The sequence below is a fragment of the Parablastomonas sp. CN1-191 genome, from assembly GCF_049354825.1.
Lineage (GTDB): Bacteria > Pseudomonadota > Alphaproteobacteria > Sphingomonadales > Sphingomonadaceae > Novosphingobium.
In genome coordinates this window covers 1,165,579-1,182,800 of sequence record NZ_CP186480.1, presented here as the reverse complement: position 1 = coordinate 1,182,800, position 17,222 = coordinate 1,165,579, and the positions used below count along the sequence as shown (strand labels likewise).

The 17,222-nt window shown below is 67.0% G+C and carries 22 protein-coding genes; 6 read left to right on the top strand and 16 right to left on the bottom strand.

The window, feature by feature from the left end; translation table 11 throughout:
- Positions 1-183: 183 nt before the first annotated feature.
- From thiL to hisG, 4 genes are read right to left on the bottom strand one after another with little or no spacing between them, the layout of a single operon-like run.
- A complete protein-coding gene (gene thiL / locus ACOYW6_RS05935; protein WP_423143073.1) occupies positions 184-1,056 on the bottom strand; it encodes a thiamine-phosphate kinase in 873 nt (290 codons plus the stop codon).
- Positions 1,053-1,514, bottom strand: coding sequence for a transcription antitermination factor NusB (nusB, locus tag ACOYW6_RS05930; RefSeq protein ID WP_423142887.1), 462 nt, complete (start codon positions 1,512-1,514; stop codon positions 1,053-1,055). The genes thiL and nusB overlap by 4 nt, the downstream gene beginning before the upstream one ends.
- Entirely contained in the window at positions 1,511-2,803 is a 1,293-nt protein-coding gene (gene hisD, locus ACOYW6_RS05925; protein ID WP_423142886.1) for a histidinol dehydrogenase, read from the bottom strand. The genes nusB and hisD overlap by 4 nt, the downstream gene beginning before the upstream one ends.
- Positions 2,803-3,468, bottom strand: coding sequence for an ATP phosphoribosyltransferase (hisG, locus tag ACOYW6_RS05920; protein WP_423142885.1), 666 nt, complete (start codon positions 3,466-3,468; stop codon positions 2,803-2,805). Before hisG ends, hisD begins: the two co-directional genes overlap by 1 nt.
- Before the next feature lie 41 nt (positions 3,469-3,509).
- On the opposite strand from hisG, the gene ACOYW6_RS05915 reads away from it, so the two are divergent.
- Positions 3,510-4,592 carry a DUF2332 domain-containing protein gene (locus ACOYW6_RS05915; protein ID WP_423142884.1) on the top strand — a complete coding sequence of 361 codons (1,083 nt, stop codon included), beginning with the start codon at positions 3,510-3,512 and terminating at the stop codon, positions 4,590-4,592.
- Here ACOYW6_RS05915 and ACOYW6_RS05910 read toward each other — a convergent pair.
- From ACOYW6_RS05910 to ACOYW6_RS05895, 4 genes are read right to left on the bottom strand one after another with little or no spacing between them, the layout of a single operon-like run.
- Entirely contained in the window at positions 4,589-5,926 is a 1,338-nt protein-coding gene (locus ACOYW6_RS05910; protein ID WP_423142883.1) for a low temperature requirement protein A, read from the bottom strand. The two genes, ACOYW6_RS05915 and ACOYW6_RS05910, sit on opposite strands and share 4 nt — an antisense overlap.
- Positions 5,919-6,830 carry an alpha/beta fold hydrolase gene (locus tag ACOYW6_RS05905; RefSeq protein ID WP_423142882.1) on the bottom strand — a complete coding sequence of 304 codons (912 nt, stop codon included), beginning with the start codon at positions 6,828-6,830 and terminating at the stop codon, positions 5,919-5,921. The genes ACOYW6_RS05910 and ACOYW6_RS05905 overlap by 8 nt, the downstream gene beginning before the upstream one ends.
- Positions 6,827-7,714, bottom strand: a complete 888-nt coding sequence (locus tag ACOYW6_RS05900; protein ID WP_423142881.1) for a pirin family protein — start codon at positions 7,712-7,714, stop codon at positions 6,827-6,829. The genes ACOYW6_RS05905 and ACOYW6_RS05900 overlap by 4 nt, the downstream gene beginning before the upstream one ends.
- Entirely contained in the window at positions 7,711-7,998 is a 288-nt protein-coding gene (locus tag ACOYW6_RS05895) for a BolA family protein (RefSeq protein ID WP_423142880.1), read from the bottom strand. The genes ACOYW6_RS05900 and ACOYW6_RS05895 overlap by 4 nt, the downstream gene beginning before the upstream one ends.
- A gap of 50 nt (positions 7,999-8,048) precedes the next feature.
- On the opposite strand from ACOYW6_RS05895, the gene ACOYW6_RS05890 reads away from it, so the two are divergent.
- Positions 8,049-8,624 (top strand): J domain-containing protein, encoded by a 576-nt coding sequence (locus ACOYW6_RS05890; protein WP_423142879.1) that lies wholly within the window; start codon positions 8,049-8,051, stop codon positions 8,622-8,624.
- Here the strand turns inward: ACOYW6_RS05890 and ACOYW6_RS05885 are convergent.
- Genes ACOYW6_RS05885 through ACOYW6_RS05850 form a run of 8 tightly spaced genes read right to left on the bottom strand, consistent with a single transcriptional unit; the run spans position 8,591 to position 13,197 of the window.
- On the bottom strand, positions 8,591-9,067 hold the full coding sequence (locus tag ACOYW6_RS05885) for a hypothetical protein (protein ID WP_423142878.1): 477 nt from the start codon (positions 9,065-9,067) through the stop codon (positions 8,591-8,593). The genes ACOYW6_RS05890 and ACOYW6_RS05885 overlap by 34 nt on opposite strands.
- A gap of 24 nt (positions 9,068-9,091) precedes the next feature.
- Positions 9,092-9,742, bottom strand: a complete 651-nt coding sequence (locus tag ACOYW6_RS05880) for a glutathione S-transferase family protein (RefSeq protein WP_423142877.1) — start codon at positions 9,740-9,742, stop codon at positions 9,092-9,094.
- Positions 9,742-10,413 (bottom strand): dihydrofolate reductase family protein, encoded by a 672-nt coding sequence (locus ACOYW6_RS05875; protein WP_423142876.1) that lies wholly within the window; start codon positions 10,411-10,413, stop codon positions 9,742-9,744. Before ACOYW6_RS05875 ends, ACOYW6_RS05880 begins: the two co-directional genes overlap by 1 nt.
- Positions 10,406-10,909: a VOC family protein gene (locus ACOYW6_RS05870; RefSeq protein WP_423142875.1), complete on the bottom strand. Its 504-nt coding sequence runs from the start codon at positions 10,907-10,909 to the stop codon at positions 10,406-10,408. The genes ACOYW6_RS05875 and ACOYW6_RS05870 overlap by 8 nt, the downstream gene beginning before the upstream one ends.
- Positions 10,906-11,532, bottom strand: coding sequence for a glutathione S-transferase family protein (locus tag ACOYW6_RS05865; RefSeq protein WP_423142874.1), 627 nt, complete (start codon positions 11,530-11,532; stop codon positions 10,906-10,908). Before ACOYW6_RS05865 ends, ACOYW6_RS05870 begins: the two co-directional genes overlap by 4 nt.
- Positions 11,533-11,562: 30 nt before the next feature.
- Positions 11,563-12,357 (bottom strand): VOC family protein, encoded by a 795-nt coding sequence (locus tag ACOYW6_RS05860; RefSeq protein WP_423142873.1) that lies wholly within the window; start codon positions 12,355-12,357, stop codon positions 11,563-11,565.
- Entirely contained in the window at positions 12,354-12,731 is a 378-nt protein-coding gene (locus ACOYW6_RS05855; protein ID WP_423142872.1) for a DUF1428 domain-containing protein, read from the bottom strand. Before ACOYW6_RS05855 ends, ACOYW6_RS05860 begins: the two co-directional genes overlap by 4 nt.
- A 28-nt stretch (positions 12,732-12,759) precedes the next feature.
- Entirely contained in the window at positions 12,760-13,197 is a 438-nt protein-coding gene (locus ACOYW6_RS05850; protein ID WP_423142871.1) for a VOC family protein, read from the bottom strand.
- Positions 13,198-13,265: 68 nt separating this feature from the next.
- Between ACOYW6_RS05850 and ACOYW6_RS05845 the strand changes: the two genes are divergently transcribed.
- The 4 genes from ACOYW6_RS05845 to folE all read left to right on the top strand — a co-directional run bounded on the left by ACOYW6_RS05845 (position 13,266) and on the right by folE (position 17,205).
- Entirely contained in the window at positions 13,266-13,949 is a 684-nt protein-coding gene (locus ACOYW6_RS05845; RefSeq protein ID WP_423142870.1) for a winged helix-turn-helix transcriptional regulator, read from the top strand.
- A gap of 66 nt (positions 13,950-14,015) precedes the next feature.
- Entirely contained in the window at positions 14,016-15,008 is a 993-nt protein-coding gene (gene cobS, locus ACOYW6_RS05840; RefSeq protein WP_423142869.1) for a cobaltochelatase subunit CobS, read from the top strand.
- An 86-nt stretch (positions 15,009-15,094) separates the two neighbouring features.
- Positions 15,095-16,600, top strand: a complete 1,506-nt coding sequence (locus ACOYW6_RS05835; protein ID WP_423142868.1) for a phospholipase D-like domain-containing protein — start codon at positions 15,095-15,097, stop codon at positions 16,598-16,600.
- On the top strand, positions 16,597-17,205 hold the full coding sequence (gene folE, locus ACOYW6_RS05830) for a GTP cyclohydrolase I FolE (RefSeq protein ID WP_423142867.1): 609 nt from the start codon (positions 16,597-16,599) through the stop codon (positions 17,203-17,205). Before ACOYW6_RS05835 ends, folE begins: the two co-directional genes overlap by 4 nt.
- Positions 17,206-17,222: the final 17 nt, after the last annotated feature.

Below are 17,222 nucleotides of genomic sequence, written 5' to 3'. Positions count from 1 at the left end.
GCAACTGGCCCCGTTAGTTAAAGAGAGGGCGGATCGCCGACGCTAACATAAATATCATTACAGCGATTGCTGTTCCCCAGCCCAATAGCTTCCTGTAAGTCTTGTATGATGGGTCTTCATGCATCGGATCACCTCCAACTGACGACAGCTTCCCATTCAATGAACGGAAATACTGCCGCGCGACTAATGCTCGTAGCCAAGAGGATCGCGGGCGGGGCGGCCATCCAGCAACAGATTTGCAGAACCGGGTGGCTCCGTTTGTCCGATGCGCGTCGCCGCAATTGGCGGGCCGAACCCCTCAGTTAGTGTGAAAAGCAACTGGTAGTCGTCGCCCCAACGCAAAGCTTCGTCACGGCGGGCTACTGAAAGCGCGATGGGAATGGCTGCGCTGGCGAGCGACAATGTTACGTCCGAGGCTTTCGCTAGGCGCGAGGCGTCGAGGAGGAGACCGTCGGATATGTCCATCATCGCGGTGACGTGCGGAGCGAGTGCGCGGCCTTCGGCAATGAGGGCGACGGGGCGGCGGTATGCGAGGGTGTCGGCGTCGGTGGCTTCCGGATTGTCGAGGGCTTCGAAGGCGGCAAGCGCCGCGCCGAGCTTGCCGGTGACCCAGACCGTGTCGCCGGGCTTTGCGCCGCTGCGCGAGGGGACCGGGCGGTGCGTGGCGCGGCCGATGGCGGTGAGGCCCAAGACGCGGCCTTCAGCGGCGGCGAAAGTATCGCCGCCGAGTAGCGGGGTGTCGTAGTGCTCCAACGCCTCAGCCAAGCCCTCGGCAAAGCGCGCTTCGTCGTCGCCGAGTTGGTAGCCGACCAGCACTCCGAGAGGCTCGGCGCCTTTGGCGGCAAGGTCGGACAAGTTGGTCGCCACCAGCCGCCAGGCGAGGTCCGCCGGGTCGGCATCGGCGCGGAAGTGGGTGCCCAGCGCGATGGCGTCGTGGGTCAGGACCAGCGCCTCGCCGCCGAACTCCAGCACCGCCGCATCGTCGTTGAGCCCGCGCGCGGCAGGTTGCGTGGCGATGCCGCGCAGCGCCTCGATGAAGGCGCTTTCGCGGCTCAGGTTCGTACCGCTTTCGCCACCGCGTCGAGCACGCCGTTGACGAATTTTGCCTCGCGCGGTTCGAAGAAGGCGTGGGCAACGTCGACGTATTCGCCGATCACGGTGCCCGTCGGCACGTCGGGCCGGGCCATCAGCTCCCACGCGCCGGCGCGCAGGATCTGCAGCATCGTGCGGTCGAGCCGTTCGAGGCTCCAACCGGATGCAAGGCGCGGGGCGAGCTGTCCGTCGATCTCCTCGTGCCGGGCCATCACGCCGCGCACGATATCGTCGAAGAACGCGGTCTCGGCGTCCTCGTACTGCTCGCCCTCGATCTCGGCGCCGAGCCGGTGGCGGTGGAATTCGTCGAGCAGCTGCGCCTCGCGCGTGCCCTCCATCTGGTGCTGGTATAGCGCCTGCACCGCGGCAAGCCGCGCGGCGGCGCGTTTCCGGCTGCGAGCCTTGGGGTTTACGCCTTTCATGGGTCGAGCCTCACTTCGATGGACCGGGCGTGCGCGGGCAGCCCCTCGGCCTCTGCCAGCGCCACCGCCGCCGGGCCGAGTGCGGCCAGCGCCGCCTCGTCAAGCTGGATGAAGCTGGTCCGTTTCATGAAATCCAGCACCGAAAGGCCCGAGGCGAAGCGCGCCCGGCGGCCGGTGGGAAGGACGTGGTTGGGGCCGGCGACGTAATCGCCGATCGCCTCGGGCGTCATGCGCCCCAGGAACACGCTGCCGGCGTGGCGGATGGCATCGAACAGCGGCTGCGGATTGGCGACGGCAAGCTGCACGTGCTCGGCGGCGAGCGCGTTGGCGAGCGCGGGGGCTTCGCTTAGCGAGGCGACCTCGATGATGACGCCGTGCTTGTCCCACGATTGCGAGGCGACCCGCGCGGTCGGAAGCATCGCCAGTTCCACCCCGACCCGGTCGGCGACCTTGTCGGCGAAGACGGGATCGTCGGTGACCAGGATCGATTGCGCGGCGGGATCGTGCTCGGCCTGGCTGAGCAGGTCGGCGGCGGTCCAGTCGGCATCGTTGTGGCCGTCGGCGATGACCAGGATCTCGCTCGGGCCCGCGACCATGTCGATCCCGACGACGCCGTAAAGCTGGCGCTTCGCCTCCGCGACCCAGGCGTTGCCCGGCCCGGTGATAACGTCGACCGGGGCGATCCGCTCTGTGCCATAGGCCAGTGCGGCGATCGCCTGGGCGCCTCCGACGCGCCAGATCTCGTCCACGCCCGCCAGGTGCGCGGCGGCCAGCACCAGCGGGTTGACCGTGCCGCCCGGCGTAGGCGTAACGACAACCAGCCGCTCAACCCCAGCGACACGCGCCGGAATGGCGTTCATCAGCAGTGACGAGGGATAGGCAGCGCGCCCGCCAGGAACGTAGAGCCCCGCCGCGTCGACCGCATTCCAGCGCGCGCCAAGGCGCACGCCGTCCTCATCGGTTTCGTCGCGGTCGGCAGGGCGTTGGGCTTCGTGATAGGCGCGGATGCGCTGCGCGGCGAGCTCAAGAGCAGCGCGCAGGTCGGGGTTCAGGGCATCGAAAGCCTCGCGGCAGGAGTCCTTTCCGATCGCCCAGTCGGCATCGCTTGCCAGCGCGTGGCGGTCGAACCGGGCGGTCAGATCGGCCAATGCTGCGTCGCCCCGCAGGCGCACGTCCTCGATGATGATCTGAACGTCGCGCGCGACGTCGTCGTCGCTCTCACGGCGATCACGCACCAGGCGTTCGAATGCCACCTTGAAGCCGGCATCGGTGGTATTCAGGCGCAGCATCAGGCGGGTGCTCCATCTGCGACGAGCGAACGGAACCGCTCGACCAGTTCGGCAACGCGCAGATCGGTCTTGAGCGCGGCGCGATTGACGATGAGGCGTGCAGAGACTTGAAGGATCGTCTCGGTCTCGACCAGTCCGTTGTCGATCAGCGTGCGCCCGGTGGAGACCAGGTCGACAATGCGACCGGCCAGGCCGAGCGAGGGTGCCAGTTCCATTGCCCCGTTGAGCTTGACGACTTCTGCCTGGATCCCGCGGCTTTCGAAATGGCGGCGAGTCAGGCTGGGATACTTGCTGGCCACGCGCAAATGACTGGCCGCGGCATCGGGCTCGGGGGAATGCGCAGGCTCGGCGACCGACAGGCGGCAGGGGCCAATCGCAAGGTCGACCGGGGCGTAGAGCTCCGAATAGTCGAATTCCTCGACCACGTCGGAGCCGACGATGCCGGCCTGCGCCGCGCCATGGGCAACGAACGTGGCGACGTCGAACGCACGCACCCGGATCAGTCGGGTGCTCGAACCGTCGCACGCGAACGCCAAGGCGCGGTTGCCCTTGTCGTGGAATGCCGCCTCGGGCACGATCCCGGCGCGCGCCATCAGGGGCAACGCCTCGTCCAGGAGGCGGCCCTTGGGCACGGCGAAGGTCAGGGGCGGCTGTTCGGCGGGCATCGCGCCGCGCAGATAGGCGGGGGCGCGGGAAAGGGCAAGGAATGGCCGAGGACTACGCCTTCATCGATATTGCCGCTCGGGGCGAGGGCGTGGTCGCCAAGGCGTTTGGCAACCAGGTCGAATACTGCCGCCGGGCGGGTGCCACGATCACCGCGCGGATTGTGGCCGCGGTCGGCGTGCTGCTCGCTCGCGGGCAGGGAGGCGCGCTGTTCGGGCGGATGCGCGGTTGGCCCGGCGCGCCGCTGGCCGACGCGCTGCCGCTGCGCATCGCCGGGGGGCTGCATGCGCTGCACCTGGCGGGAACGGAACCGGCGCTTGCCCCGCTCTATGCCGGCAAGGAAGCCGATGATGTGGCGCTGATCGCCGCCGCGATCCGCCAGCACGAGGACGCGCTGCTGCCCTGGCTCGACGGTCCGCCGCAGACTAACGAGGCCGGACGGTCGGCAAGCTTCGTCGCCGCCATGCTGTGGCTCTCCGACCACGGGTTGCCGCCGCGGTTCGAGTGCCTCGAGATCGGGTCGAGCGCGGGAATAAACCTGATGCTGGCGCGCTATCGCTACGTACTGGGCGGGGTCGGTGTCGGTCCGGAACCAGGTGCGATGCGTTTCGCGCCCGAGTGGCGCGGTCCGCCGCCGCCGGAGCCAGATATCGCCATCGTCTCGGCGCGCGGCTGCGATGTCGCCCCGGTCGATCTGGCCGACCCGGCCCAGGCGCTGCGCCTGCGCGCCTATATCTGGCCCGAGCACCGCGAACGCTTCGCGCGCATGGACGCCGCCATCGCGGAGGCGCGGCGCGAACCGCCCGACCTGGTGGAAATGACCGCGGCGGACTTCGTCGAGGCCGCGCTGGCGCGTGCGCAGGCCGCGGGGACGACGCGTGTGCTGATGCATTCGATCGTCTGGCAATACGTATCGGCCGACCAGCAGCAGCGCGTGACCGCCGCGATGGCGGCGGCCGGCGCGGTGGCGACGCCCGACCGCCCGCTGGCGTGGATCGCGCTGGAGGCAAACCGCGTGCTCCATCACCACGAACTGGTCGTGCGGTACTGGCCGGGCGGGGCGGCCCCGGTCACCCTGGCCCGCGCCCATCCCCACGGCGCCTGGATCGAGTGGGCCGGGGGCTAGCCGCGCGGGTCGGCCGTCTTTTCCTGCCGCTCGTACTGCGCGATCCGGAACTGGGCGCGGCGGCGCAGCACGGCGCCCAGCCACCAGCCGCGAGCCTCCATCCGCTCAATCCAGCCGCCGTGGAAGCTGCCCCATTCCCACAATGCGACGATCCCGAAGATCACGGTGCCGATGGCGCTCATCGCAAGGTGCGGCGGGTGGAGCAGGAGGCCCGCCAGCGTCATCATCGCCACCAGCGCCAGCCCGCTTGTGTGGCTGGCCGGGTACCACGGGCGGCCGCTGGAAATGCGCTTGAAGCTCATCACTCCCCACAGGAACAGCGCCATCCCGGCGCCAAGGACGAAGGCGAACCCTGCGTGCGCGGGCTCAAGCGGGTGCGCCATTACCAGCTCATCCGCCACGGCCAGCAGGATGATCCCGCCGACGATCGGGATGTGCCAGTAGGTGAAAGCCTGGCGGGCGATCAGGCCGGGGTTCTCGTGCTTTTCGATATGCTCGGCACCGCGCCGCGCACCGAGGTCGAAATAGATCCACCACATGGCAAAGCTGCCCAGGAATGTGATCACCAGCGCCGAGGTCAGCCCCGAAGTGGGCGGCGCCCCGGCATACGTCGCGCCGGTGATGATCAGCCCTTCGCCCAGCGCGATGATGATGAACAGGCCGCAGCGCTCGGCCATGTGATGGCCCGAAATACGCCAATCCTCGGCGCGCGAGGCGCCAATGACGGGAACCCAGTAGAATACGAACGGTCCGCTGTAGTCGATCGCCAGCGCCGCGACCCACCAGGCGGCGCGGGTTTCTGCGTCACTCGCTAGCGAACCGGCAAGCCACGGTATCGCAGACACGCCGAACCAGATCGCTATTCGCAGCAGGCTGTAACGGTCGTTGCGCCGCCATTCGCCCATCGCCCACGACACGTAAAGCGTGCGGCCGATCTGGATCGCCAGGTATGCGCCCGCAAATACCCAGCCGAGGTAAGAAAAGGCGTACGGCAGCGCGCACGCCATCAGCAAGCTGGCCAGCATCGCCAGTCCGATGACGAGCCGGTTCGGCGCGCGATCGGGATCGATCCAGTTGGTGGCCCAGGTCGTGTACATCCACGCCCACCACACCGCCCCGAACAGCACGGTGGTCTGGAATGCGCGCAACCACGACAAGTCCGACAGCAGGTAATGGGATAGCTGCGTGACCGCGAAGACGTAAACAAGGTCGAAGAACAGCTTTAGATTGCTGACCGACGCGCCATCGCGCTCATGATCACGCAGCAGCGAGCGTTCGGCCTTGCGCCGCGCTTCGGCCAGCGCAGCGCCGATGCCGCGCGACGGTTCAGCCATCGGTGGCGGCTAGGAAGTCGTCCAGCGCGGCGTTGACCGCCTGCGGCGCCTCCCAGGGCACGAAGTGTCCGCAGCCGGGCACTTTCACCAGCGTCAGATCGGTGACGACCTTTTCGATCCCGTCGAGGTTTTCGGGGGGCAGGGCGATGTCATCCAGCGCCCAGATCACCAGCGTCGGGATTGTCAGCGGCGGCAGGGCCGGGGCGGCGCCGGCGGGCAGTTCGAAGGGTTCGTCCATGGACGGAACCACGATCGGGCTGGCGCGGTACCAGTTGAGCATGGCGAAGGCGGCGTCACGGTCCTGCCAGTCGGCGTGCTGCTCGGCACGGATGGCCTCTTCCATCGCCGGGTTGGGACCGAGACCGCCGGTGCCAGCAAAAGCCTTGGCCAGCATGCCGCCAAGACCGTGCTGGCGCACCAGGTCGTCGTTGGCGGTGTCGCGGAAGGTGCGGATGTACTGGCTGGCCGCGCGCTGGCCGGGATGGGTCCACAACAACGGACCGAACAGCGCGGGGTGAGGGGCGTTGGCAATCACCGCGCGGCCGACGCGGCCGTTTGCCTGCCCCGTCAACGCGCCGCCCCAGGCTATCGCGCCGCCCCAGTCGTGCCCCACGACCGTGAAGGTCTCGATTCCAAGCGCATCGGCAAGCTGGAACACGTCGCCGATCAGCTTGTCCGGGCGATAGGCGTCGATGTCCTGGGGCTTGGACGAGCCGCGATAGCCGCGCTGGTCGGGCGCGATGCAGCGATAGGAGCCGGAAAGGTGGGCAATCTGGTGGCGCCAGGTGCGGTGTGATTCGGGAAAACCGTGCAGGAAGATCAGCGCCGGGGCGCCTTCCGGCCCGCTTACCTGCACGTCCAGCTCGATGCCGCTGGCCAGCACCACGCGCCGCAGGCTGGTCACGGGTAGCTGACCGTGTTGGGCTTTTGCGGGATCGGGATGAACTCCTCCGCATCGCCCGGCACCAGCGGAAAGCGGCCCTCGCGCCAGTCGTCGGCGGCGGCGCGAAGCCGCTCGGGCGAGGATGAAACGAAATTCCACCACACGTGGCGGCGCGTCGCGAAAGCCTCACCGCCCAGCAGCATAACCCGCCCGCCGCGCTGCGAACCCAGGGTAAGTGCCGCGCCTGGCGCCAGGACGACCAGGGCGTACGGCGCCAGCGCGCCGCCGTCCAGGCTAGCCTCGCCCCCGACAAGCATGACCGCGCGTTCATCGGCCTCGGCCTCGATCGGGATGGTGCCGCCGGCTTCGAGGACGATGTCGGCATAAATCGTCGCCGCATGAACCGTGGTGGGGGCGGTTTCACCCCACAGGCTGCCCATGATGACCGTGGCACGTGCGCCGTCGCCGCTGACGATGGGAAGGTCACGCTGTGCTTCGAAGGCGGGGGCGATTTCCTCGCGGCCGTCGGGCAGCGCCAGCCAGGTCTGCATGCCGTAGAGGTGCGCGCCGGCATTGCGTTCGTCCTGCGGTGAGCGTTCCGAGTGGACGATGCCGCGCCCCGCGGTCATCAGGTTGACCTGGCCGGGGCGGATCACGGCGTCGCTGCCCAGGCTGTCGCGGTGGCCGATCGCGCCTTCGAACAGCCAGGTGACGGTGGCGAGCCCGATATGCGGGTGCGGTCGCACGTCCATGCCGCTGCCGGTGGGCAGGATCGCCGGGCCGAACTGGTCGACGAACACGAACGGCCCGACCATCGTGCGGCTGCGCGCGGGCAGCGCCCGGCGGACCTCGAACGCGCCGAGGTCATGCGTGACGGGGGTGATCGTTTCGATGACGGAACTCATAGGCCGGTCGTTCCTTCGCCGGGCGCGCGGGCCCTGATCGCCAGCGCATGGACGCGGTGGCCGGGAATGTCGCCAAGCGCCCGGTTGACCATGCGCTGGCGTTCGAGCCTCGAGACACCGGCGAACGCCGTGCTCTCGATCTCGACCGTGAAATGCGATTCGCCCGAGCCGTCGTCACCGCTGTGACCGTGGTGGCTGGCGCTGTCGTTGATCACCGCCAGTGCGCCGGGCGCGAAGGCATCCGTGAGCAGGCGTTCGATTTCGGCGGCGAGTGGTCCGGTCATGGTGTCTCCTGGTCTTCCCTTCTAGCGGATCAGCGCCCATCTGGAAGGGTGTGAGACACGACAAATTCCACGGCCGGATCGCGGATGCCGAGCGCGGCTGCGACGCCCCAGGCTGCGACGAGGCGGGAGAGTTCCGCGCCCCTGGCGAACGTCGCCCCGGTTTCGACGGCCCGGGCGAATACCGCTGGTTCTGCCTGGACCACGTGCGCGCCTTCAACGCCGGATACGACTGGTTCCGCGGCATGACCCCGGACGAGATCATCCGCGCCCAGCATCCCGTCGGCGGCTGGGAGCGTGAGACGCGGGCCTTTTCGCCGACCGCCGGGATCGACCAGGCACCGCGCTGGGGCGATTTCGCCGACCCGCTCGATGCGATCGCCCGGCGTGCCCGCACGCGGAGGCAGGATGCCGCCGCCGGCGTGATGGTGACCCCGGAAGAGCGCCGCGCGCTCGAGGTCCTTGGTCTTGCCGCCGGGGCCGACCGCCGCGCGCTTCGCCAGCGCTATTCGGATCTGGTGCGCCGCTATCACCCCGACAGGAACGGCGGTGACCGCAGCTTCGAGGCGCGCCTCCAGTGCGTGGTCGAAGCGTATCAGCTGCTGCGCAAAACGGCTGCCTTCTCCTGACCCGAGGCGCGCAGTAGGATGGCCATCGGGATGCCTACTAACAAAACATGCGGCGCCATGCCGAGGATCAGCTTGAGCGGATCGGGATTGGGGAAGGGCGCGCCGAACCTGGCCGGCAGCACGATCCCGTACATGACCAGCCAAAGCGCCAGCCCGTATATCGTCCCGCCAAGCCACGGAGCAAGCCGTCCAAGCAGGCTTCGCGAAAACAGCGCCAGCGCGAAAGCAGCCATGACCGCCATGATCGCGAAGTGGACAAAAAGGCCGAGAAGCGCACCGCGCGCACCCCAAGCCTTGGCCGCGTCGCCGAACGGGCCCGCCGCTACGCCCTGCCACATTGCGACGACGGTTTGCTTGCCGAAGACGATTGTCAGGGTCGTCGCATAAAGCGCGTCCAGCGCGCCGCATAGCAGCCAGGCCTTCGCCAGCTTGTTACCGGCCATGGTTTCCTCCCCGGACACGCCGCCTCAATCGCGGTCGGGTGCCCCTGGCGGAAAATAATGCCGAAACGGCCGGGCGTCATCAACGCAGCGCTTGACGGCCGGGATCGCCAGCAGGTGCGCGCGGTACGCTTGCAGGTTCGGGCACTCGTCCGGGATCGGCAAGACCCAGTCGGCATAGAACAACGCCGGCGCGGCGGCACAATCGACCAGGTCGATGACGGCGGTGCGCGGCGGGCGCACACCCTGCCCCTCAAGCCAGCGATAAGCGCGCAGGAGCTTGTCGTGAGAGGCCGCGATCACCGTCCGATCGACGGGGCCACCCTGCTTGGCGATGAATTCGTCCACCGTCATCTGCATCGATGCCATGACGTAGTTGTCGTAGATCCGGTCGTGGACGCGAAGCGCCAAGCCGTCGCGGCCATCGGGCACCAGAGAGCCGGCGCCGGGCACGCTCAGGGCAAGCCACTCGATAATCGCGGTCGCCTCGATCACGGTTTCGCCGTCCGTTTTGAGCACCGGGAACTTGCCGAACGGACTGGCAGCCATGACGAAGGCGTCGTTGTCCTCGTCGCCGGAGCGGACCGGGCGGAAGGTGAACGGAATGTCGTAGCCGTAAAGCGGGATCAGCGCCTTCCAGGTGTAGGACGAAAACGGATGTCCGTAGAGTTCGAGCATTACCACGTCCCTTCGGTCATGCGGGCCTGTCGTTCGGCTTCGCGCGCGCTGGTGGCCGGTTGCGGCGCGAAGTCCGGCACCGGCGGCAGCGCGCCGGCCGGTTCGTACGAAGCGATGAGGGTACCCTTGTCGGTCACCTTGTGCTCGGTCAACCTGAGCATCGCGCCGGGCGTTCCTGCTTCGAACAGACGCTTGCCGGGGCCGGTTGTCAGCGGAAAGGTCATCAGCGTCAGCCTGTCGAGCAGGCCGGCCGCCAGTAGTGCGGGATAGAGCGTGCTGGACCCCTGGATCACCAGGTCGGGTCCGTCGGTCCGCTTCAAGGCTGCGATATCCTCGATCGATGTCAGGCGGTGCGAGTTGGCCCAGTCGAGCGGCGCTTCGCCGCGGGTCAGCACGTACTTGTAGGCATTGGTGAACGCCTTGCCCATCTCGGCTTCCTCGCCGGTGACGAAGGGCCAGTAGGCGGCGAAGATATCGTAGGTCCGGCGGCCCAGTAGCAGCGCATAGTCGCCCCCGAAAAGTCTGCCGATGGCGTCGTTGACGCCATCGTCCCAGGCCCGGAATACCCAGCCGCCATTCGCAAAGCCGCCGGTGGTGTCCTCGCTGACGCCGCCGGGGCTCTGGATGACGCCGTCCAGAGACACGAACGCGGCGCCGATCACCTTACGCATTGGTGCCAGCCTGAGCACGGGCGCGGCCGACGGCGGCCTCGATCCGGGCGACGTCGAGTTTCTGCATCGTCATCATTTCCTCGAACGCGGCCTTGGCGACCGCGCCGCCCTCGCGCATGGCGTCGGTCAACTGGACCGGAGTGATCTGCCAGGATACGCCCCACTTGTCCTTGCACCAGCCGCACTCGCTGGCCTGACCGCCATTGCCGACGATGGCATTCCAGTAGCGGTCGGTCTCTTCCTGGGTCGTCGTTGGCACGATCATCGAAAACGCTTCGGACTGCTTGAAATAGGTCCCGCCGTTCAGGCCCATGCATTGTGTGCCCATCACGGTGAATTCTACGGTCAGGACGTCGCCGGCCTTGCTGCCGGGATTGTCCGCCGGGGCGCGGCCAACATGGCCGACGGCGGTATCGGGAAAAAGCGAAGCGTAAAAGTTGGCAGCCTCCTCGGCGTCCTTCTCGTACCATATGCAGATGGTGAGGGGCCCGGTCATCGCTTCATCTCCTCGATCAAGTCATTGTCGATCGTCTTGGCCGCCTTGTAGGCGGGACGGGCCTGGATCCGCTCTGCATAGGCGACGAAGGCTTCGCGCGGCGGGATCGAACCGAAGGTCAGCCCCCAGTCGACCTGGCTGCCGACGTAGACGTCGGCCATTGTGAAGCGATTGCCGCAGACCCACTCGCGGCCCTGCAGGTGCGCCTCCAGCGTGCCGAGCACGCGGCTCACGCTGCCAAAGCCGACCATCGGTTCGCGGCCTTCAGGCACGTCCCAGCCCATCGACTTGGCGACGATCGCCTGTTCGATCGGTCCGGCGGCGAAGAACATCCAGCGGTAGTAATCGGCCCGTTCAGTGTCATGAGGCGCTAGCCCGGCCTGGGGAAGCACGTCGGCAAGGTAGGCGCAGATTGCGGCTGCCTCGCTCACCGTGCGAGCGCCCGCAGCAGCGTGATGAAGGATCGTCGGCACCTTTCCCATCGGGTTGGCGGCGAGCAGAGCGGCGGGCTTCGCGGTCCAGTCGACGAGGACCTGATCGTAGTCCGCGCCCGCTTCGTGCAAGGCCCAGCGGGCGATCTGGCCGCGGCTCATCGGATTGGTGAAGAAAGTGAAATCGGCCACGCCTGTCGTCCTCGGCTTGCGGATAATGGATCAGGCGGCGCGCGCGCCGACGCAGGCGAAGGCGGCTCCTTGCGGATCGACCGCGTTGACGATCCATTGCCCACCGGGAACCTCCTGCGGCCCGTGGAAGACATGGCCTCCGCCAGCAGTGATCGCCCTTTGCGCAGCGTCGATATCAGCAACCGTGATATAGTAGCCCCAAGCCGCCGCGGGGGCCTGCGGCGGCTTCTTCATCATTGCGCCGATGTCCTGCCCGCCGTGCTCGATGAACACATAGTCGCCGAATTCCTCGCCCATCGGCATCGAGCGTTCGAAGGTCCAGCCAAAGTGCTTGCCATAGAATGCCTTCGCGGCGTCGAGATCGGTGGTGTAGAGCTCGTTCCAGCCGACGTGGCCGGGCTTCATCCGGTCATAAACGTCGCTCTTGGCGTCCGGATTGCCTGCGGGCGGGCGCGGCGTCATGACGTAGATCGCAACCCCTTGCGGATCGGCAATCAGCGCGATGCGGCCGGGTTCGCCGTCATGATCCATCAGCGTGGTTGCGCCGTCGACCGTCATTGCCGCCAGCGCCGCGTCGACGTCCGGGACGTGGACGTAGCCGAGCCAGCGAGGTGTCATGCCGCCTTGGGCCATCTCTTCGCTCAGCCGCAGCACGCCGCCGGCATGACCACCATCGGCGCGGTTGATCATCCGATAGTCCATCGGACCGGCAGGCGCCGCCTCGATCGACCAGCCCGAGACCACCGCGTCGTAGAAAGCCTTCGCGCCATCGGGGTCGGGGGTGACCAGTTCATACCAGATGAAGCCGCCGCTATCGCCGCTCATACCTTGGCTCCCCGGTCGTAAACAGGCGCGAACCCACCGAAAATCATCCGCTTGCCGTCGAACGGGACCGGATATTTCTCCGCGTCCATGCGCGGATCGGGATTGGCCGGATCCATCATCTTGGCGAATGCGGCATCGCGGGTCGCCTTGTCGGGCCATTCGATCCAGCTGAACACGACAGCTTCCTCCGCATCGGCTTGGACCGCGCGGCGAAAATCGGTGACCTTGCCGTCGGGCACGTCGTCGCCCCAGCATTCCACCACCCGCAGCGCGCCGTACTCGAGGAAACCCTCGTTGATCATCGTCGCGTGCTCGATGAAAGCAGCCTTGTTGGCCGTTGGCACCGCCAGGACCAGTCCATCAATGTAGGTCATCGCGTCCGTCTCCCGTTCCGTGCGCGCTCTAGGCGACGCGTTCGTGTGCGTCGGTACCGTCGCTGGGCGGTCCGCCTTGGGCTGCGGCGGGATCCATCCAGAAGGCTTCCCACAAGTGTCCGTCGGGATCGAGCAGGCTGCGGCCGTACATGAAGCCCAGGTCCTGGACCGGATTGGGATCCACTGTGCCTCCGTGCGTGCCTGCGGCCTCGACCGCGGTGTCGACCGCCGCCTTGTCATCGAACGACAGCGCCAGCATGACCTCGCCCGCGCCGATCGGGCGCTTGGTGAAGCCCTGCCATTTCTCGTGCGTCAAAAGCATCGCGTAGATCGTGTCGGACCAAACCATGCAGGCGCCCGCATCGTCCGAGAACCGCGGCTCGTTGGTAAAGCCGATCGCCGTATAGAACGCTTTCGCCTTGCCAAGGTCGGCCACCGGCAGGTTGATGAACACCATCTTGGGCATCGCATACGCTCCGTCTTTGCCGAGTCGGCTCTTGTAGGATCATGCCTTCGCGGTTACAAAAAGCAACTATGGAGTTACCTAAGGACACCAGCTCGGCGCAACCACGACACGGCCGGTGGTACGACGATGCCTGCGGTACGGCGTTTGCGATGGAATTGGTGGGTGAGCGCTGGAGCTTGCTGATCGTTCGCGAGCTGATGTTCGGCGGGCGGCGGTTTTCCGATCTTCGCGCGGCGTTGAAGGGGATCAGCGCCAAGGTCCTCAGCGAGCGGCTGGGCGGCATGGAGTCCGCCGGGATCGTGCGCCGGGCCGAACACGACCAAGCGCCCGGTGTGCGGCTTTACGAACTCACGGAGTGGGGCCAGCGCGCGGACGTCGCGATCATGGAACTGGGGCGGTGGGCCGCGATGTCGCCGCGTCACGATCCGACCTTGCCGCTGTCGCCCGCGTCCTTGATGCTCAGCTTTCGCACCATGTTCGACGCTGCGCGCGCGACCGGCGCGCGCCTGACCGGGCAGATCGACGTAGGCCGTGACCGCTTCGTTGCGCGGGTCGCCGACGGGCGGCTGGCGATTGCGCGCGGTCGCGACGCCGACGCCGACTTCGCACTGGCGGCCCCGGCCGCTCCTTTGATTGCGGCGGCGGCTTACCTGAAGCTGCCGTTTGCCGAACTGCCGGAGATGACCGTCGCGGGCGAGGAAGCGGCGGCCCGCTTTTTCGATTTTTTCCACCTGCCGGCCAAGATCGGCTGACGCCTTGGCCGACGCGCGGCAAAGAGGATTGCGGCGCGCATCGCCCCCGTATAGGCGGGCTTCATCATGACCGACCTGCCGAACATCCAGCCCGACAGCCGCAACACCACCGTTCTTTCCGCGCCCGATCGCGAACTGTCGGTGCGCGACACCTTCGGCATCGACATCGACATGATGGTACCGGCCTTTTCAGAAGCCGATGAACGCGTGCCGGACCGTGACGACAGTTACGTCTTCGACCCGGACACGACGCTCGCGATCCTGGCCGGGTTTGCCTTCAACCGCCGGGTGATGGTCCAGGGCTATCACGGGACGGGCAAGTCGACTCACATCGAACAGGTGGCCGCACGGCTCAACTGGCCCTGCATACGCATCAACCTCGACGCGCACATCAGCCGGATCGACCTGATCGGACGTGACGCGATCGTGCTGCGCGACGGCTTGCAGGTGACCGAATTTCGCGAAGGGCTGCTGCCCTGGGCATTGCAGACGCCGACGGCGCTGGTGTTCGACGAATACGACGCGGGTCGTCCCGACGTGATGTTCGTGATCCAGCGCGTCCTGGAAACGGAAGGCAAGCTGACGCTGCTCGACCAGAACCGCGTCATTCGTCCAAATCCGTGGTTCCGCCTGTTCGCCACCGCCAACACGGTGGGCCTGGGCGATACCAGCGGACTTTACCACGGCACCCAGGCGATCAACCAGGGCCAGATGGACCGCTGGAACATCGTCGTCGGCCTGAATTACTTGCCCGCGCAGGTCGAAAGCGAGATCGTGCTGGCCAAGTCCACCGGCGTCGATCCCAAGACCGTGGGCGACATGGTCCGCGTCGCCGACCTGACCCGCCAGGGCTTCATCAACGGCGACATCAGCACCGTGATGAGCCCGCGCACCGTCATCACCTGGGCCCAGAATACCGCGATCTTCAAGGATCCGGGATTTGCATTCCGCCTCTCGTTCCTCAACAAGTGTGATGAGACCGAGCGGATGTTGGTGGCCGAGTATTACCAGCGCGTTTTCGGCACCGAATTGCCGGAAAGCGTCGTCGCGAAGGCGTAACGCGCTCCGCCGGCCCGGGCGGAACGCCGGGCCGGTCGGTGCATTGATCGGCCGGCAGCGGCAACCAGGGGACGGCCGGGAGGGGCATGGCAGAGCGTTACGACGACAGTTCGGAAACCCCGTCCGTGTGGCGCTTTACCCGCGCCACCCGCGCCCATGTGGTCATCGACGCCTGCGCTTACTTCGATCTCATGTACCAGGCGATGTGCGAGGCGCAGCAGCGCATCATGCTGATCGGCTGGGACTTCGACACCCGCATACACCTCGCGCGCGGGCGGCGGTGGTGGAACCTGCCTCGCAAGCAGCGGCCCCCGGCCCGATTGGGCGGCTTCATTCTCTGGCTGACCGAGCGGACCAAGGGCCTGCAGGTACGCGTGCTGAAATGGAATTTCGGCGCGCTCAAGTTCGTCTTCCGCGGCTCCATGGTGATCGACCTGGCGCGCTGGCTGGCCAGCCCGGCGGTCGACTTCAAGTTCGACAGTGCGCACCCGTTCGGGTGCAGTCATCACCAGAAGATCGTCGTCATCGATGATCGCTTCGCGGTTTGCGGCGGCATCGACATGACGTCCGACCGCTGGGACACCCCCGATCATATCGACGAGGATGCGCGGCGGCGGATGCCGTTCGCGCGCAAGCTGTACGGGCCATGGCACGACCTGACGATGATGGTCGAGGGCGAGGCCGCCGCCGCCCTCGGCGCGCTGGGCCGGATGCGGTGGGAACAGGCCGGCGGTGAGCCGATGGAGCCCTGCCGCCCGCAGGAGGACACCGCCTGGCCCGAAAACCTGCTGGCCGAGTTCCGCGACGTCGAAGTCGGGATCGCGCGTACGCGCGCCGCCTATCGCGATCTTGGCGTGATCGATGAGATCGAACAGCTGTACATCGAGCATATCGTCCGCGCGAAACGCTTCGTTTATGCCGAGAGCCAGTACTTCGCTTCGCGCACGGTGGCCGAGGCGATCGCCAAGCGCATGGCCGAACCGGATCCGCCGGAATTCGTCCTTATCAATCCGGAAAGCGCCGATGGCTGGCTTGAACAGGCCGCCATGGACGGCGCCAGGATCCAGCTTGCGCGGGCGATCCGCGATGTCGACCATCGGCGCAATTTTCGCATTTTCCTGCCGATGACAGCGGGAGGCACGCCGATTTACGTGCACGCCAAGATGATGATTGTCGACGACGAGGTCATTCGCGTCGGATCGTCCAATCTCAACAACCGGTCGATGGGCCTCGATACCGAAGCCGATGTCTTCATCGACGCTGCCCGGCCTGGCAACGACCACGCGCGCGCACCTATCAAGGCGCTGCGCTGCCGCCTGCTGGCCGAGCACCTCGGTATCGAGCCCGAGGCGGTCGCCGCCGCGCTCGACGGCGGGGCGAGCATGATCGACCTGATCGAAGCGACGCCGCGCCGCGGCAAGTACCTTGCCCATTTCGAGCTGCGCGAATTGAGCGACGCCGAACGCACGGTAGCGGACAACGCGCTGCTCGACCCTGAAAAGCCCGAAGAACTGTTCGAGCCGATTGCCAAGCGGCGCGGCCTGTTCGGCGGCAGCCTGCGCCGGCCGCGCAAGAGGAGAGTGAAGACATGAGCAGCCTGGTCGGTCCGGACGAGGATACACCCGACGGCAAGCTGGCCGTCCCAGCCGATGTGCAGGAAGCGATCCGCACCCTGATCCGCTGGTCGGGCGACGATCCGGCGCGCGAAGGGCTTGTCGATACGCCCAAGCGCGTGGCGCGGGCGTGGAAGGAATATTGCCTCGGCTACGGCGAAGATCCGGCCGTGCACCTCAGCCGCGTGTTCGAGGAAGTCGGCGGCTACAACGACATCGTGCTGCTCAAGGACATTCCGTTCCAGTCGCATTGCGAACATCACATGGCCCCGATCATCGGCAAGGCCGCGATCGCCTATCTGCCCAACGACAAGGTGGTCGGCATCTCGAAGCTGGCGCGGGTGCTGCATGGGTTCGCCCGCCGCCTGCAGATCCAGGAGCGGCTTACCGCCGAAGTCGCCCAGTGCATCTGGGACCACTTGCGGCCCCAGGGCGTCGCCGTGGTCATCGACGCCGCCCACGCGTGCATGACCGCGCGCGGCGTTCGCACGCCCGGGGTCAGCATGGTCACCAGCCGGATGATGGGGACGTTCCTGGAAGACGAGCGCAGCCGCAAGGAAGTACTCAGCCTGATGGGCTATTAAGCGAGGTGGCCGCCTTC